Raw genomic sequence first — 16409 nt, 5'->3', positions numbered from 1 at the left:
AATTGCAGGCCGAAGCGTCGCCCGAATCCCGGCTCAACGCTGGTCATATTCATCATGACGGCGCCACCAGACGCCCTGCTCGTTGCGTCCTTTCGGCGCGCGGTCGAGCCACTGGTACATGCCCCACAGGCCGTCCAGTCCGCGCGCATAGGTCGAATAGGTGTGATAGATCACGCCGTCCTCGAGCACGAATGCGCTCATGCCGGGCCGATCGCGCGAAAACGTGGCCGCGTCGGTGCCACAGGAGGCCGCGAAACGCGCAACGGGCTCCGGCGGCGGCGTCAGGTCCAGCGCGTGCCCGGCGCGCCGATAGTTGTATTCGACGTCGCCCGTGCGCTGCTGGGCCTCGGTGAACGACACGTTGAAATCGAAATTGAAGTCGCTGCCGACCGACGATGCCCACGGGAACGTCCAGCCCATCCGCTGCTTGTACGCCTGCAGTTTCGCGAGCGGCGCCCGCGACACGGCCGTCAGCGTGACGTCGTGGTTCGCCAGATGGACGACGAAGCCGTTGAAGCCGTCCGCGAGCGACGAGCACGACGGACAGCCGGCCTTGTAGTCGGGCCCGAACATGAAGTGGTAGACGATCAGTTGCGAGCGGCCGCCGAACAGCTCCGCGAGCGTCGCCGGCCCGGCGTCGGTGTCGAACCGGTACGTCTTGTCGATCCGCACCCACGGCAGCGCCTGACGCTGCCGCGCGAGCGCGTCGCTCTGGTGCGTCAGCGCCTTCTCCGCGTCGAGCAGCGCGATGCGCGCCGCCAGCCATTCCTCTCTCGTGCCGGTGAGATGTGTCGTCATTGCGCGTCCCTCCTTTCGGTGTCCTGGTGTCCTGCGTTGCACATTCCGGCACCGGCACGGCGTGCCGGGCGGAAAGCGTGGTGCTAGATTAGTGCCGGGCGCCGAACGGGGGGGAGTGACAAGTGTGTCGGGATTCGGATGGATTCGCTGATCACCGCGGCGGCGCGCGCGCTTGCCGCGGGTGACCCGCTCGGCGCGCTGAACCGGGTCGCGCTGCGCGACGATGCGCCCGCGCTCGCGCTGCGCGGCATCGCGATGGCGCAGCTCGGCGACTTCGAGCGCGCGAAGGCCCTCGTGCGCAGCGCCGCGCGCGCATTCGGCCCGCGGGAAGCCGTGGCCCGCGCGCGCTGCGTCGTCGCGGAAGCCGAGATCGCGCTCGTGTCGCGCGATCTCAACTGGCCGACGAAGGCGCTCGACACGGCGCGCGCCACGCTGGAAGCGCACGGCGACCATGCCAACGCCGCGCATGCGCGCTATCTGCAGGTGCGCCGCCTGCTGCTGATCGGCCGGATCGACGACGCCGAGCGCACGCTCGCCGGGCTCGACCCGGCGCCCCTCCCTGCCGCGTCGCGCGCCGCCCACGCGCTCGTGACGGCCGGGATCGCGATGCGCCGCATCCGGACCCAAGCCGCCCGCGAAGCGCTCGCCCGCGCGACACAGGCTGCGCAGGATGCCGGCATCCACGCGTTGACGGCCGAGATCGATAGCGCGCGGCGCCTCCTCGACGCGCCGGCTGCGCGCCTGATCGCACGTGGCGACGCGCGGATCCTGCGGCTCGACGAAGTCGAGACGCTGCTGGCGTCGAACACGCTCGTCGTCGATGCGTGCCGCCATGCGGTGCGCGATGCGCGCACCACGGTCCCGCTCGCACGGCGGCCGGTCCTGTTCGCGCTGGCGCGCGCACTTGGCGAAGCGTGGCCGGCCGACCTGCCGCGGGATGCGCTGATCGCGCAGGCGTTCCGCACCAGACACGCGGACGACACGCATCGCGCACGGCTGCGCGTCGAGATCGGACGCTTGCGGGCGATGCTGCGGCCGCTCGCGGACGTGTCGGCGACGAAGCGCGGCTTCGCGCTGGCGCCGCTCGGCGCGCGCGACGTCGTCGTGCTGGCGCGCCCGGTCGACGAGCGCCATGCGGCCGTGCTCGCGCTGCTCGCCGACGGCGAAGCGTGGTCGAGTTCCGCGCTGGCGCTGGCGCTCGGCGCGAGCCAGCGCACCGTTCAGCGCGCGCTCGACGCGCTCGCGGCGGCCGGCAAGGTGCAGGCGTTCGGCCTCGGCCGCGCGCGCCGCTGGATGACGCCGCCGATGCCGGGATTCGCGACGACCTTGTTACTCCCCGCGCCGCTGCCGGGTGACTAGGATGTCGTTACCCAACGACGAGGATGCCGACATGAAACGCGCCGCTGCAGAAATCATCCGTGAATATGGCCCCTTTCCGGGCGTCGAAGGCGTGCACGGGGTCACATTCGATGGCCGGGACGTCTGGTTCGCGTCCGGCGACAAGCTCAACGCACTCGATCCGGCCAGCGGGACGGTGCGCCGCTCGCTCGACGTCGCGGCGCACGCGGGCACCGCGTTCGATGGCCGCCACCTGTTCCAGATCGTCGAGAACCGGATCGAGAAGCTCGATCCGCAGACGGGCCGCGTGCTCGCGACGATCCCCGCGCCCGGCGACGGCGGCGACTCGGGGCTCGCGTGGGCCGAAGGCACGCTGTGGGTCGGCGAGTATCGCGCGCGCAAGATTCACCAGGTCGATCCGCAATCGGGCGCGGTGCTGCGCACGATCGAGTCGAACCGTTTCGTCACCGGCGTGACATGGGTCGACGGCGAGCTGTGGCACGGCACGTGGGAAGGCGATCAAAGCGAACTGAGACGGCTCGATCCGCGCTCGGGCGATGTGCTCGAACGGCTCGAGATGCCGCCCGGCGTCGGCGTGTCCGGGCTCGAATGCGACGGCGGCGACCGCTTCTACTGCGGCGGCGGCAACAGCGGCAAGGTCCGCGCGGTACGGCGCCCCGGGCATGCCGCGCAGGTCGGCTGCGATGCCGCGACGCCGGCCGATTCGTCGGACAGATAGAACCAGCACGCTGCCGACGATACGCCGATTCGAACCGAGTGCAGGAATGAACAAGACGCGTCCCCGCCGACCTCGCTAAGATGCGCGCTCATTAGTTGATTCGGTTGGAGAAGTCGATGCAGCGCGGTGTGGTGTATGGCGTGTTGGCGGGCGCCCTGTGGGGCATGGTGTTCCTGGTGCCGCGGCTCCTGACGGATTTTTCGCCGCTGCTGCTCAGCGTCGGCCGCTACGCGATGTACGGCCTCGTGTCGGTCGCGGCCGCGCTGCCGGCGGCGCGCTCGCTGGTCGCGCGCCTCACGCGCGCGGATCTCGTCGCGCTCGTGAAGCTGGCGCTCGTCGGCAACGTCGCCTACTACCTTCTGCTGTCGGCCGCGATACACATGATCGGCATTGCGCCGAGCTCGCTGATCGTCGGCGTGCTGCCCGTGACCGTCACGCTCGCGGGCCTCGGCGACCACGGCGCGGTGCCGCTCAAGCGGCTCGCGGGCCCGCTCGCGCTCGTCGTCGCGGGCATCGTGTGCATCAACGTCGATCTCTTCACGTCCGAGGCCGCGCACGCGACGACGCTCGGCCAGAAGCTCGCCGGCATCGCGTGCGCGACCGGCGCGCTCGCAAGCTGGACCTGGTATGCGGTGGCGAACGCGCGCTACTTGCAGCGCCACCATCATTTCGACGGCAACGAATGGTCGGTGCTGTGGGGCGTCGTGACGGGGCTGATCGGCGGGCTCTGCTGGATCGCGATCCTCGCGCTGCCCGCCGGCACGGTGCAGCAGGCGCTGCCCGCGTCGCGCTGGCAGCTGTTCTGGTTGCTGAACCTCGGCCTTGCGATCGGCGCGTCGTGGCTCGGCAACGGTCTGTGGAATGCCGCGTCGAAGCGCTTGCCGCTCACGCTGTCGGGCCAACTGATCGTGTTCGAGACCGTGTTCGCGCTGCTGTACGCGTTCATCTACGACCACCGGCTGCCGCGCATGCTCGAGATCGCGGCCCTCGTGCTGCTGCTTGCGGGGGTCTACGGGTCGGTGCGCCGGCACAGCGCCGCACATTCGGACGATGATCCGCTGAATGCCAACCTCACCGCGCATTGAGCGCGGCGGGTTTCATCGGACGAATCGGACAAATCGGTAACGGCCGGCCGGCGCCGAAGCGGCGATCGGCAACGGATGACGCGCTTCAGCGCGCATCCTTGTGCATCCACTTGCGCCCCTCGACGGAGCCCTCGCGGCGCGACTTTTCGACGCGGCGCTGGCGCGCGACCTTCGGGTCGACGGTCAGCGGCCGGTAGATCTCGACGCGGTCGTGGTCAGCGAGCACGGCGTCGAGCGCCGCGAGCTTGCCGAAAACGCCCGTCTTCGCTTGCGCGAGATCGATCTCCGGGTGCAGCGCGAGCACGCCGCTCGCGTCGATTGCTTCACGGACGGTCGCGCCGTCCGGCAGCGTGACAGGAATCAGCGTCTGGCGGTCCGGCAGCGCGTAACAGACTTCGATCGACAGCATCGCGTCACCCCTTGCCGTAGCGCTGGTCCGCCCGCTTGACGAACGAATCGACGAACGTGTTCGCGATGTGGTTGAACACGGGCCCGATGAGCTTCTCGAGGATGATGTTCGAGAACTCGTAATGCAGCGCGAACTCGATCTTGCACGCATCGGCGCGCAACGGCGTGAAGCGCCACGATCCCGTGAACTTCTTGAACGGGCCGTCCGCGAACTCCATGTCGATCCGCGTCGGGCGCTGCTGCGTGTTGCGCGTCGCGAAGTGCTGCTTGATGCCCTTGAAGCTGATGTCGATGCGCGCCTCCATCCCGTTCTCGTCCTGGCGGCGAATCTCGACGCCACCGCACCAGGGCAGGAAATTGGGGTAATCGGCCACGTCGGTGACGAGGTCGAACATCTGTTCCGCCGAATGGCGGATCAATACGGTTTTCTGGACATCTGCCATAAATCGCGCGGCATCGCAAAGGTGGGAACGCAAGCCGGGCGATTCCCGCCCTGCTTTGCTAAAATCGTGATTTTAAACGAGTTGGCCCGATCCTTTCATGAGCATCATCGACAACAGGAAAGCGCACTTCGATTACCACATCGAGGAACGCTACGAGGCGGGGCTCGTGCTCGAGGGTTGGGAAGTCAAGGCACTGCGCGCCGGACGTGGCCAGATCAAGGAAGGCTACGTGGTCGTGAAGAACGCCGAGATCTTCCTGATCGGCACGCACATCAGCCCGCTGCCCGAGGCCTCGACGCACATCAAGCCCGATCCGGTGCGCACCCGCAAGCTGCTGCTGCATGCCGAGGAGATCAAGAAACTGATCGGCAAGGTCGAGCAGCGCGGCTACACGCTCGTGCCGCTGAACTTCCACTACAAGGGCGGCCGCGTGAAGTGCGACATCGGCCTCGCGAAAGGCAAGAAGCTGCACGACAAGCGCGAAACCGAGAAGAAGCGCGACTGGGAACGCGAGAAGGCACGCATCATGCGCGCCGGCACCTGACGCCCGCGGTCTTCCCTGCAAGCACAACGGCCCGCTCGAAGCGGGCCGTTGCGTTTTTGCGACCTGTCACCGGACGGAACCGATCACGCCTTGCCGGCCGGCGCGCCGGACCCTGCCGGCGCCGCACGCTTGACGATCGACAACGCCGACGCGATCGCGGTGCCGAGATCCGACAGGTTCGACGGCACGATCAGCGTGTTGCCCTGCTTCGCGAGATTCGAAAATGCGCCGACGTACTGCTCGGCCACCTTCAGGTTCACCGCATCCATCCCGCCCTGCGACTGGATCGCGTTCGCGATCTTCTGGATCGCCTGCGCGTTCGCCTCGGCGACCGCAAGGATCGCCGCAGCCTCGCCCTGCGCCTGGTTGATCGCGGCCTGTCGCTCGCCTTCGGATTTCTGGATCGCGGCCTCGCGCGCACCGGACGCCAGGTTGATCTGCTCCTGCTTGCGCCCTTCGGACGCGGCGATCAGCGCGCGCTTCTCGCGCTCCGCGGTGATCTGCGCCTGCATCGCATGCAGGATTTCCTTCGGCGGCGTCAGGTCCTTGATCTCGTAGCGCAGCACCTTCACGCCCCAGTTCGACGCGGCCTGGTCGAGCGCCGACACGATGTTGTGGTTGATGAAGTCGCGCTCCTCGAAGGTCTTGTCGAGCTCGAGCTTGCCGACGACCGAACGCAGCGTCGTCTGCGCGAGCTGCGTGATCGCGAGCACGAAGTTGCTCGCCCCGTACGACGCCTTCATCGGATCGGTCACCTGGAAGTACAGCACGCCGTCGACCTGCAGCTGCGTGTTGTCGCGCGTGATGCAGACCTGGCTCGGCACGTCGAGCGGAATTTCCTTCAGCACATGCCGGTATGCGATGCGATCGACGAACGGCAGCACGATGTTGAGACCGGGCGACAGCGTCGCGTGATAGCGCCCGAAGCGTTCGAGCACCCACGCATGCTGCTGCGGCACGATCTTCACCGTCTTCGATACGATCACGATCGCAATGACGAGCAGGACGACCCAGATGATCAACGAGTCCATGAAGCGTTCCCTCCTTGTTGTCAGCGGACGATCAGCCCGCGGGTTTCGCCACGACCACGAGACAGCTGCCGCGCACGGCACTCACCTGATAAACGCGCGCATCGTCGCGCTCGCCGTCGGCCAGCTCGACGTCCCAATCGGCGCCCCGGTACTGGACGCGCGCGCGGCGATCGCGCCACGCGTCGACCGTGACGATCGCGCCGATATCGAGATTGATGTCGGGATTGGCCGATGAGTCGCGCCGCTGCTTGCGCCCGAGCCCCGAACGGCGCAGCACGACCATCGCGACGATCGCGACCACGCCGGCCGTCCCGAACTGGGCGTGCGGCGTGAAGCCGGCCATCTGCAGCAGCCCGCCCGCGAGAAAGCCGAGCGCGATCATCAGCAGGTAGAACGTCCCCGTCAGCGTTTCGGCGACGACCAGCACGCCGACCCCGACCCACCAGAACAGATGCCCTGACATCGTGTGGTCTCCAGAAAAAACGGCCCCACGCTCACTGTATTCGCTGCCCCACCCCGTGGGGACGGTCGGCACGCCTGGGGCAGCCCGGCGCGTACCGACAAGCAAAAACACCCCGGTGCTTACCGGGGTGTTTATAGCATGAACCTTGCGTTTTGCCTTCAACGAAAGTGCGGCGCCGCCGCACTTCCGCCGAGAGCGCGTTACCGACCGTTACTTGCGGTTGGCGAGCGCCTGCCACGTTTCGATGATCGTGTCCGGGTTCAGCGAGATCGACACGATGCCTTCGTCGGTCAGCCACTGCGCGAAGTCCGGATGATCGGACGGGCCCTGGCCGCAGATGCCGACGTACTTGCCCATCTTGCGGCAGGTGTCGATCGCGCGCTTCAGCAGGAACTTGACCGCCGGGTCGCGCTCGTCGAAATCGACGGCGAGCAGTTCCATGCCCGAGTCGCGATCGAGGCCGAGCGTGAGCTGCGTGAGGTCGTTCGAACCGATCGAGAAGCCGTCGAAGTGCTGCAGGAACTCTTCGGCGAGGATCGCGTTCGTCGGTACTTCGCACATCATCACCAGGCGCAGGCCGTTTTCGCCGCGCTTCAGGCCGAACTTCTCGAGCAGGCCGACGACACGCTCCGCCTGCTTCACGGTACGAACGAACGGCACCATGATCTCGACGTTGGTGAGGCCCATTTCGTCACGCACGCGCTTCAGCGCACGGCACTCCATCTCGAACGCCTGGGCGAAGTCCTCGGCGATGTAGCGCGATGCGCCGCGGAAGCCCAGCATCGGGTTTTCCTCGTCCGGCTCGTAGCGCGAACCGCCGATCAGCTTCTTGTACTCGTTCGACTTGAAGTCGGACAGACGCACGATGACGGGCTTCGGATAGAACGCCGCGGCGATCGTCGCGACGCCTTCCGTCAGCTTGTCGACGTAGAACTGACGCGGCGACGCGTGGCCGCGCGCAACGCTCTCGACCGCCTTCTTCAGATCCTGGTCGATGTTCGGGTACTCGAGGATCGCCTTCGGGTGCACACCGATGTTGTTGTTGATGATGAACTCGAGACGCGCGAGGCCGACGCCGCCGTTCGGCAGCTGCGAGAAGTCGAACGCGAGCTGCGGGTTGCCGACGTTCATCATGATCTTCACCGGGATTTCCGGCAGTTCGCCGCGCTGCACTTCGGTGACTTCCGTCTCCAGCAGCCCGTCGTAGATCTTGCCTTCGTCGCCTTCCGCGCACGACACGGTGACGAGCGAGCCGTCCTTCAGCACGTCGGTCGCGTCGCCGCAGCCGACCACCGCCGGCACGCCGAGCTCACGCGCGATGATCGCTGCGTGGCAGGTCCGGCCGCCACGGTTCGTGACGATCGCGGCCGCACGCTTCATCACCGGCTCCCAGTTCGGGTCGGTCATGTCGGCAACCAGCACGTCGCCCGGTTGCACGCGTTCCATTTCCGACGGATCCTGGATCACGCGCACGGGGCCCGCGCCGATCTTCTGGCCGATCGCGCGGCCCGTCGCCAGCACCTGCGACTGGCCCTTCAGCTTGAAGCGCTGCTCGGCCTTGCCGCTCGCCTGGCTCTTCACCGTCTCCGGGCGCGCCTGCAGGATGAAGATCTTGCCGTCGCGGCCGTCCTTGCCCCACTCGATGTCCATCGGACGCTGGTAGTGCTTCTCGATGATGACGGCGTACTTCGCGAGCTCGATCACGTCTTCGTCGGTGATCGAGTAGCGGTTGCGCTGCTCGTGCGGCACGTCGACCGTCTTCACGCGGCCCGGCTCGCCCGGCTGCGTGAATTCCATCTTGATCAGCTTCGAGCCGATCGAGCGGCGGATGATCGGGTACTTGTCCTGCGCGAGCGTGGTCTTGAACACATAGAACTCGTCCGGGTTCACCGCGCCCTGCACGACCGTTTCGCCCAGGCCGTAGCTCGACGTGATGAACACGGCGTCCTTGAAGCCCGATTCGGTGTCGATCGTGAACATCACGCCGGCCGCGCCGACGTCCGAACGGACCATGCGCTGCACGCCGGCCGACAGCGCCACTTCGGCGTGCGTGAAGCCCTTGTGCACGCGGTACGAGATCGCGCGGTCGTTATACAGCGACGCGAACACGTGCTTCATGCGGTCGAGCACGTCTTCGATGCCGACGACGTTCAGGTACGACTCCTGCTGACCCGCGAACGATGCGTCCGGCAGGTCTTCCGCGGTCGCGGACGAGCGCACGGCGAACGACAGCTCGCCCGGCGAGCCGTTCTGCAGGACTTCGAACTGCGCGCGGATGTCCTGTTCGAGACGCGACTGCATCGGCGCATCGACGATCCACTTGCGGATCTCGGCGCCGGCTTCGGCGAGCGCCTTCACGTCGTCGATGTCGAGCGACTCGAGACGCTTCGCGATGCGGTCGGTGAGGTCGTTGTGCGTGAGGAAATCGCGGAACGCGAGCGCGGTCGTGGCGAAACCGGTGGGAACGCGCACGCCTGCCTCGGCAAGCTGGCTGATCATCTCGCCGAGCGACGCATTCTTGCCGCCGACGATCTCCACATCGGTCATCCGCAACTGCTCGAACGGAATTACATACGCCTGGTCCTTTGCGACGTTTGCTGCGTTAGTCATACAAGCCCCTAAGTGTGAAAAAAATGCTCGATTGCGCAAGTGGGCTTGGACGCGGGCGCTTGCAAAAAGGCGCGGCGCGTCTTGCGCAACCTGTTAGATAAACAATCGCGGCCCGGAACATCTTCCGACCCGATTTGCAAAAATCCCGGCAGAAAGGCGAAATCTGAAGCCACATCGCCGAACTTGCCGGGAATTCTCGATCGCTTGCGGTCAGGATCCGGCGCGCGCTCGGTCCGATTCGCGCACTGTCCCCGCAATTGCTTATCCAACAGGTTGCCGCTATTCTACCGTGCCGGCTGCCGGATGTGGCGCGACCTTGTCATTGCGTCTGGAATGCAACCTCCAGCCGTGCGCGCCGCCCGCCTTTCACGTTCGACGTCCAGATTCATGCTGCCTACCGTTTTCATCGTCTCCGACGGCACCGGGATCACTGCCGAGACCTTCGCGCATTCGATCCTCTCCCAGTTCGACCAGAAATTCCGCCTCGTGCGCGTGCCGTTCGTCGACTCGCTCGACAAGGCCTACTCGACCGTCGAGAAGATCAACGAAGCCGCCGTGCACGACGGCCGCCGCTCGATCGTGTTCACGACGCTCGTCGACAGCGAGTCGAACGAGATCGTCAAGCGCTCGAACGCGCTCGTGCTCGACATGTTCCAGCGCTTCGTCGAGCCGCTCGAGCAGGAGCTGCAACTGAAGTCGAGCCACGCGATGGGCCGCGGCCACCAGAACGCGGACACCGAGGAATACAAGACGCGGATCGAGGCGATCAACTTCTCGCTCGCGCACGACGACGGCCAGTCGAACCGCAACCTGTCCGAGGCCGACGTGATCCTGGTCGGCGTGTCGCGCAGCGGCAAGACGCCGACGAGCCTGTATCTCGCGATGCAGTACGGCGTGAAGGCGGCAAACTATCCGCTGATTCCGGAAGACTTCGAACGCGGCAAGCTGCCGTCGGCGCTCAGCGCACATCGCGAAAAGCTGTTCGGGCTGTCCATCGATCCGCAGCGCCTGTCGGAGATCCGCAACGAGCGCCGGCCGGGAAGCAAGTACGCGGCACCCGAGAACTGCCGCTACGAGATCAACGAGGCCGAGGCGATGATGCGCCGCGAAGGGATCAAGTGGCTGTCGTCGACGCACAAGTCGATCGAGGAGATCGCGACGACGATCCTGCAGGAAGTCCGTCTCGACCGGCAGTCGTACTGACCCCGCGCGCGGCCATGCAGGGCCGCTGCCGCAAAAAGCAAAGGCCGCGTTCGACGCGGCCTTTTTCGCTTTTGGGGACGGTTGGCGTGTGCCGGCGCGTCACGCGCCCCGCTGCTGCCGCACCTGCTCGAACAGGCACACCGCGGCGGCGGCCGCGACGTTCAGCGACTCCATCCCGCCCGGCTGCGGAATCGTCACGCGATGCGTCGCCGCGTCGCGCCAGAACGCCGACACGCCCGCGCCCTCGTTGCCGAACACCCATACGACCGGCCCTGCGAGGTCGCAATCGTAGATCGCCTGCGCGCCGTGCGAATCGGTCAGCGCGATCGGCACGCCGATCCGCTCGGCCAGCTCATCGGCCGCGACGTCCTCGTGGATCGACAGCAGGAAGTGCGCGCCCATCCCCGAGCGCAGCACTTTCGATGACCACGCGTATGCGGTGCCCGGCGCGCAGAACACATGCTGCACGCCCGCCGCCGCCGCGCTGCGCAGGATCGAACCGACGTTGCCGGCGTCCTGGACGCCGTCGAGCACGACCGACGCCTGCGTGACGCGCGCGGGCAGCGGATGGGACGGCCGATCGACGAGCAGCAGGAAGCCGACGCCGTTGACAACGTTCGACAGCTGTCCGAACAGCGCATCGGGCAACGTGACGACCCGGTGCGCGTCGATGCGCGCGACGATCGCCTGCGCCTCGTCGTGGCGCAGCGCGCCTTCGGTCGCGACGCACAGCTCCGGAATCGCGCCGGTGTCGAGATACGCGCTCGCGAGATGGAATCCTTCGAGCAGCGCCTGCCCGCTCTTGCGCTGATGGTGCGTCGAACCGGCGAGCGCCTTCAGGCGCTTGTACAGCGGGTTGTCGCGGGAGGTAATGACTTTCATCGAATCAATTCGAGCGCCGCGCGCACGGGCGCGAACGAGCGGCGATGCGCTTCGCACGGGCCATGCTCGCGCAGCGCGGCAAGGTGTTTCGCGGTGCCGTAGCCCGCATGCACGTTGAATCCGTAGACCGGGAAGCGTTCGTGCAGGTCGACGAGCATGCGGTCGCGCGTGACCTTCGCGAGAATCGACGCCGCCGAGATGCTCGGCACGAGCGCGTCGCCGCTGACGATCGCCTCCGCGCGCACCGACAGCGTCGGGCAGCGGTTGCCGTCGATCTGCGCGAGCGTCGGCACGACCGCGAGCCCTTCGACGGCACGCTTCATCGCGAGCATCGTCGCGTGCAGGATGTTCAGCGTGTCGATTTCGTCGACGCTCGCCGACGCGACGCAATAGGCGCGCGAGCGCGCGACGATCAGCTCGTACAGCGCGTCGCGCTTCTTCGCGGACAGCGCCTTCGAATCGTCGAGCCCGTCGATCGGCTGCGCGGGATCGAGGATCACCGCGGCGGCCACGACCGGGCCCGCGAGCGGCCCGCGCCCGGCTTCGTCGACACCGCAGACAATCTCGTCGGGGCGGCTGAAGTCGAAGCCGCCCTGCGCGTCGGCCGGCGCACGGCGACGCGATGCACGTGCTGCCGTCATGCGCGCCCCTTGCGCTGTTCGATCACGCGAACGACCGCTTCCGCGGCCTTCGCGGCCGTGTTCTGCCGCAGCGAATGATGCATTTCGGTAAAGATTTCGGTGAGCGTGCGGCGGTTCGCGTCGTCGCGCAGCTGCGTGAGCGTCGCATCGGCGAGCGCCTCGGGCGTCGCGAAATGCTGGAGCAGTTCCGGCACGACAAAGCGCCCGGCGAGGATGTTCGGCAGGCCGACATACGGCAGGTAGCCCTGCCGGCGCATGATCTGCCCGGTCAGCCAGGGCACCTTGTACGAGATCACCATCGGCTTTTTCAGCAGCGCCGCCTCGAGCGTCACGGTGCCGCTCTTCACGAGGACAGCGTCCGCCGCCGTCATCGCGACCTGCGCGCTGCCGTCGGTGATCGTCAGCGCCAGTTGCGGGTGCGCGTCGACGAGCGGCTGCAGCAGCTCGCGCAGCGCCGGCGTCGCCGCCGGCATCACGAAGCGCACGCCCGGCTCGCGCTGCTGCATCAGCGCCATCGCCGCGAAGAACGTCGGGCCGATCAGCGCGATTTCCGAGCGCCGGCTGCCGGGCAGCACGGCGATCACCGGGCCGTCTGTGGCCAGGCCGAGCGCGATCCGCGCGCCGCGCATGTCGGGCTCGAGCGGGATCTCGTCGGCAAGCGGATGGCCGACGTAGGTCGACGCGACGCCCGCCTTGTCGAGAATTGCCGGTTCGAACGGGAACAGGCACAGCATGTGGTCGACCGACTTGGCGATTTTCTTGATCCTGCCGCCGCGCCAGATCCAGATCGATGGACACACGAAGTGGACCACCGGAATGCCCGCGTCCCGTGCCGCCTGCTCGACGTTGAAGTTGAAGTCCGGCGCGTCGATGCCGATGAACGCATCCGGCCGCTCCGCGAGCAGCTGGCGCTTCAGTTCGCCGCGAATCCGCAGGATCTCGGGAATCTGACCCAGCGCCTCGACGTAACCGCGCACCGTCAGCTTGTCCATCTGCCAGTGCGAGTCGAAGCCTTGCGCGATCATCCGCTGGCCGCCGATCCCGTAATACCGGGCCGACGCCGGCAGCCGCTCGCGCAGCCCGCCGAGGAGCGACGCCCCGAGCAGGTCGCCCGACGGCTCGCCCGCCACCATCGCGAGCCGGAGCTGGTTGGTCGTGAGCGGCATCGCTTAGCGGATGATGCCGCGCTGGGACGCGTCGATGAACGTGACGAGCGACTTGACCGGCGCGTCGCCGTCGCCGCCGGCTTCCGCCAGCTCGCGCAGCTGCACCTTCGCTTCCTCGAGCGACAGGCCGTTCTTGTACAGCAGCCGGTACGCGCTGCGCAGCGCCGAGATCGCGTCCGCGGAGAAACCGCGGCGGCGCAGCCCTTCGACGTTGATGCCGTGCGGCTCCGCCTTGTTGCCGGCCGCGATCACGAACGGCGGCACGTCCTGCACGAGCGCCGACGCGCCGCCGAGCATCGAGTGCGCGCCGATGCGCACGAACTGGTGCACGCCCGACATGCCGCCGATGATCGCCCAGTCGCCGATCTCGACGTGCCCGGCCATCTGCGCGTTGCTCGACAGGATCACATGGCTGCCGACGCGGCAATCGTGGCCGATGTGCACGTACGCCATGATCCAGTTGTCGTCGCCGAGCGTCGTGACGCCGGCATCCTGCACGGTGCCCGTGTGGATCGTCGTGAATTCACGGATCGTGTTGCGGTTGCCGATCACGAGCCGGGTCGGCTCGTCCTTGTACTTCATGTCCTGCGGCCGGCCGCCGACCGACGCGTAATGGCCGATGCGGTTGTCCTCGCCGATCGTCGTGTGGCCCTCGATCACGCTGTGCGAACCGATCGTGGTGCGCGCGCCGATCGTGACGTGCGGGCCAACGACCGCGTACGGGCCGATCTCGACCGATTCGTCGATCTGCGCGCCCGCCTCGACAATCGCCGTGGGATGAATCCTGGTCATGCGCCGTTGCCTCTCAGTGTGATGTGTCGCGTTGCGTTGCCCATGCTTGCCGCGTCGCTCAGGGCGCCGCGTCGGCCGTCTTGACCGTGCACATCAGCTCGGCTTCCGCCGCGACCTTGCCGTCCACTTCCGCCACCGCCTTGAACTTCCAGATGCCGCGGATATAGCGCTCGAACGTCACGTTCAGAATCAGTTGATCGCCCGGCTCGACGACGCGCTTGAAGCGTGCACCGTCGATCCCGACGAAGTAGTACAGCGTGTTTTCCGGATCCTTCGGCTGCTCTTCCGCGAAGGTCAGGAGCGCGGCAGCCTGCGCGAGCGCCTCGAGAATCAGCACCCCCGGCATCACCGGCCGCTTCGGGAAATGCCCCTGGAAGAACGGCTCGTTGATCGACACGTTCTTCAGCGCTTTGATGCCCTTGTGCGGCTCGAGTTCGAGCACGCGGTCGACGAGCAGAATCGGGTAGCGATGCGGCAGCAGCGTGAGGATCTTGTGGATGTCGAGATTGATTTTTTCAGTGCTCATGATGGTTCGTCTCACGCAGAGGCTGCGCGGTGGTGAAGCAGATGCTGATGCGGGCCGTCGCCCGGCCCTGTCGGTCGAACCGGGCGGTACGCGCTGCCCGTGCCCGGTTCATGTGTCGCATGGTATGGGTTACGCGTCCGCGCCGCCGCCCTGCGCGGCGAGTGCGGTTTCGAGCGCCTTGATGCGGTCGCGCAGCTTGTCGAGGTTGCGCACGAGCGCGGCGCTCTTGTTCCAGTCGCCGTGGTCGACGGCCGGGAACGCGCTCGTGTAGATGCCGGCCTTCGGCAGCGACTTCGACACGCCCGACTTCGCGGTGACGATCACGTAGTCGCCGAGCGTCACGTGGCCGGCGATGCCGACTGCACCCCCGATCATGCAGTGGCGGCCGATCGTCGTGCTGCCGGCGATGCCCGCGCAGCCGGCGATCACCGTGTAGGCGCCGATCCGGCAGTTGTGGCCGATCTGGACCTGGTTGTCGATCTTCACGCATTCCTCGACGACCGTGTCGGCCATCGCGCCGCGGTCGATCGTCGTGTTCGCGCCGATCTCGACGTCCGGGCCGATCGACACGCCGCCGACCTGCGGAATCTTGACCCAGCTGCCGGTGCGCGCCTCGCCTTCGCCGACGAAGTCCGGCGCGAAACCGAAGCCGTCGGAGCCGATCACGGCGCCCGCATGGACGATCGCGCGCGGGCCGATCCTGCAGCCGTGGTAGACCGATACGTTCGGGTACAGGTGCGAGCCGGCGCCGATCGTCGTGCCGCGGCCGACGAACACGTTCGCGTCGAGCTGCACGCCGTCCTCGATCACCGCGCCCGCCTCGATCGTCACGTGCGGGCCGATCACCGCGGTTGCGGCGACCTGCGCGGCCGGATCGATCGTCGCGCTCGGATGCACGCCCGCGGCGCGCGGCGGCGCGGCGAGGTCGATGAACATCTGCGCGACGCGCGCGAAGTACGCGTACGGATTCGGCGTCACAATGAAATTGCGGCCGGTAGCGGCCGCACCCAGCTTTTCCAGATCCTTCGGCGCAATCAGCACCGCGCCTGCGCGGGTCGTCTCGACTTGCGACAGGTATTTGGGGTTCGCGAGGAACGCGAGTTGCTGGGGGCCGGCCTGGTCGAGCGGCGCAAGGCCGCCGACCGGGTACTGGCGGTCGCCGGCGATCTCGCCGCCGAACCGCTTTACGAGTACATCAAGCGTCAATGCCATTCGTCGTCTGCTCCGTTCAGTTCGTGGAGCCGGACGCGAGCGCCTTGAGCACCTTGTCGGTGATGTCGATGCGCGGGCTGACGTACACGGCTTCCTGCACGATCAGGTCGTAATTCTGCTGCTCGGCGATCTGCTTGATGACCTTGTTCGCTCTTTCGAGCACGGCCGCCAGCTCTTCGTTGCGACGCTGGTTCAGGTCTTCGCGGAACTCGCGTTGCTTGCGCTGGAAATCGGTGTCGAGCTGCGCGAGGTCGCGCTGCTTCTGCGCGCGATCGCCCGGCGACATCGACGCGCCGCTCTTGTCCAGCGAATCGGACATCGACTTCAGGCGCGCCGCCAGGTCCTGCAGATCCTTGTCGCGCTTCGCGAACTCGGCTTCGAGCTTCGTCTGCGCCGCCTTTGCGGGCGCGGACTCGCGCAGGATCCGATCCGAATTGACCGCCGCGATGCGGGCGACGTCCTGTGCGTGCACCGTCGTCGCGCCCAAGGCCAGCGCAACGGTCAGCGCACACATCACTCGTTTCGAAA

The 16409-nt window shown here is 67.1% G+C and carries 18 protein-coding genes; 5 read left to right on the top strand and 13 right to left on the bottom strand.

The genetic code is table 11. From position 1 onward, the window contains the following. Positions 1–33: 33 nt before the first annotated feature. On the bottom strand, positions 34–798 hold the full coding sequence (locus ACV229_RS23430) for a DUF899 domain-containing protein (RefSeq protein ID WP_448085492.1): 765 nt from the start codon (positions 796–798) through the stop codon (positions 34–36). A 138-nt stretch (positions 799–936) separates the two neighbouring features. On the opposite strand from ACV229_RS23430, the gene ACV229_RS23425 reads away from it, so the two are divergent. The 3 genes from ACV229_RS23425 to ACV229_RS23415 all read left to right on the top strand — a co-directional run bounded on the left by ACV229_RS23425 (position 937) and on the right by ACV229_RS23415 (position 3960). Continuing rightward, positions 937–2157, top strand: coding sequence for a helix-turn-helix domain-containing protein (locus ACV229_RS23425; protein ID WP_448085491.1), 1221 nt, complete (start codon positions 937–939; stop codon positions 2155–2157). 31 nt (positions 2158–2188) lie between these two features. Then, positions 2189–2875: a Vgb family protein gene (locus tag ACV229_RS23420; protein ID WP_448085490.1), complete on the top strand. Its 687-nt coding sequence runs from the start codon at positions 2189–2191 to the stop codon at positions 2873–2875. A gap of 116 nt (positions 2876–2991) precedes the next feature. Further along, a complete protein-coding gene (locus tag ACV229_RS23415; RefSeq protein WP_448085489.1) occupies positions 2992–3960 on the top strand; it encodes a DMT family transporter in 969 nt (322 codons plus the stop codon). Positions 3961–4045: 85 nt separating this feature from the next. On the opposite strand, the gene ACV229_RS23410 is transcribed toward ACV229_RS23415, so the two are convergent. Together ACV229_RS23410 and ACV229_RS23405 are read right to left on the bottom strand one after the other, a co-directional pair. Continuing rightward, a complete protein-coding gene (locus ACV229_RS23410) occupies positions 4046–4369 on the bottom strand; it encodes an RnfH family protein (protein WP_448085488.1) in 324 nt (107 codons plus the stop codon). Positions 4370–4373: 4 nt separating this feature from the next. Continuing rightward, positions 4374–4811 carry a type II toxin-antitoxin system RatA family toxin gene (locus ACV229_RS23405; RefSeq protein ID WP_448076051.1) on the bottom strand — a complete coding sequence of 146 codons (438 nt, stop codon included), beginning with the start codon at positions 4809–4811 and terminating at the stop codon, positions 4374–4376. 97 nt (positions 4812–4908) lie between these two features. Between ACV229_RS23405 and smpB the strand changes: the two genes are divergently transcribed. Beyond that, the gene (gene smpB, locus ACV229_RS23400) at positions 4909–5355 is read left to right on the top strand and encodes an SsrA-binding protein SmpB (RefSeq protein ID WP_017331942.1); all 447 of its coding nucleotides are present in this window, start codon (positions 4909–4911) and stop codon (positions 5353–5355) included. Between the two features lie 83 nt (positions 5356–5438). Here smpB and ACV229_RS23395 read toward each other — a convergent pair whose 3' ends face one another. From ACV229_RS23395 to ppsA, 3 genes are all read right to left on the bottom strand, one after another. Next, positions 5439–6386: an SPFH domain-containing protein gene (locus ACV229_RS23395; protein WP_448085487.1), complete on the bottom strand. Its 948-nt coding sequence runs from the start codon at positions 6384–6386 to the stop codon at positions 5439–5441. Between the two features lie 31 nt (positions 6387–6417). Then, the gene (locus ACV229_RS23390; RefSeq protein ID WP_448085486.1) at positions 6418–6849 is read right to left on the bottom strand and encodes an NfeD family protein; all 432 of its coding nucleotides are present in this window, start codon (positions 6847–6849) and stop codon (positions 6418–6420) included. A gap of 210 nt (positions 6850–7059) precedes the next feature. Continuing rightward, the gene (gene ppsA, locus ACV229_RS23385) at positions 7060–9459 is read right to left on the bottom strand and encodes a phosphoenolpyruvate synthase (RefSeq protein WP_448085485.1); all 2400 of its coding nucleotides are present in this window, start codon (positions 9457–9459) and stop codon (positions 7060–7062) included. Between the two features lie 387 nt (positions 9460–9846). On the opposite strand from ppsA, the gene ppsR reads away from it, so the two are divergent. Next, complete coding sequence (gene ppsR / locus ACV229_RS23380; protein ID WP_448085484.1) at positions 9847–10662, top strand: posphoenolpyruvate synthetase regulatory kinase/phosphorylase PpsR; 816 nt, start codon at positions 9847–9849, stop codon at positions 10660–10662. Between the two features lie 99 nt (positions 10663–10761). Here ppsR and ACV229_RS23375 read toward each other — a convergent pair whose 3' ends face one another. From ACV229_RS23375 to ACV229_RS23345, 7 genes are all read right to left on the bottom strand, one after another. Beyond that, the gene (locus ACV229_RS23375) at positions 10762–11544 is read right to left on the bottom strand and encodes a TrmH family RNA methyltransferase (protein ID WP_448085483.1); all 783 of its coding nucleotides are present in this window, start codon (positions 11542–11544) and stop codon (positions 10762–10764) included. Next, positions 11541–12185, bottom strand: coding sequence for a ribonuclease HII (gene rnhB, locus ACV229_RS23370; RefSeq protein WP_448085482.1), 645 nt, complete (start codon positions 12183–12185; stop codon positions 11541–11543). Before rnhB ends, ACV229_RS23375 begins: the two co-directional genes overlap by 4 nt. Next, positions 12182–13351: a lipid-A-disaccharide synthase gene (gene lpxB / locus ACV229_RS23365; RefSeq protein ID WP_448085481.1), complete on the bottom strand. Its 1170-nt coding sequence runs from the start codon at positions 13349–13351 to the stop codon at positions 12182–12184. The genes rnhB and lpxB overlap by 4 nt, the downstream gene beginning before the upstream one ends. A gap of 3 nt (positions 13352–13354) precedes the next feature. Continuing rightward, the gene (gene lpxA / locus ACV229_RS23360; protein WP_448085480.1) at positions 13355–14143 is read right to left on the bottom strand and encodes an acyl-ACP--UDP-N-acetylglucosamine O-acyltransferase; all 789 of its coding nucleotides are present in this window, start codon (positions 14141–14143) and stop codon (positions 13355–13357) included. 58 nt (positions 14144–14201) lie between these two features. Then, positions 14202–14669: a 3-hydroxyacyl-ACP dehydratase FabZ gene (gene fabZ, locus ACV229_RS23355; RefSeq protein WP_006495559.1), complete on the bottom strand. Its 468-nt coding sequence runs from the start codon at positions 14667–14669 to the stop codon at positions 14202–14204. A 129-nt stretch (positions 14670–14798) separates the two neighbouring features. Beyond that, entirely contained in the window at positions 14799–15881 is a 1083-nt protein-coding gene (gene lpxD, locus ACV229_RS23350; RefSeq protein WP_448085479.1) for a UDP-3-O-(3-hydroxymyristoyl)glucosamine N-acyltransferase, read from the bottom strand. Between the two features lie 16 nt (positions 15882–15897). Beyond that, complete coding sequence (locus ACV229_RS23345; RefSeq protein ID WP_448085478.1) at positions 15898–16395, bottom strand: OmpH family outer membrane protein; 498 nt, start codon at positions 16393–16395, stop codon at positions 15898–15900. Positions 16396–16409 lie beyond the last annotated feature (14 nt).

The sequence above is a fragment of the Burkholderia sp. MR1-5-21 genome (assembly GCF_053427715.1).
This window is presented reverse-complemented; position numbering and strand designations above follow the sequence as displayed.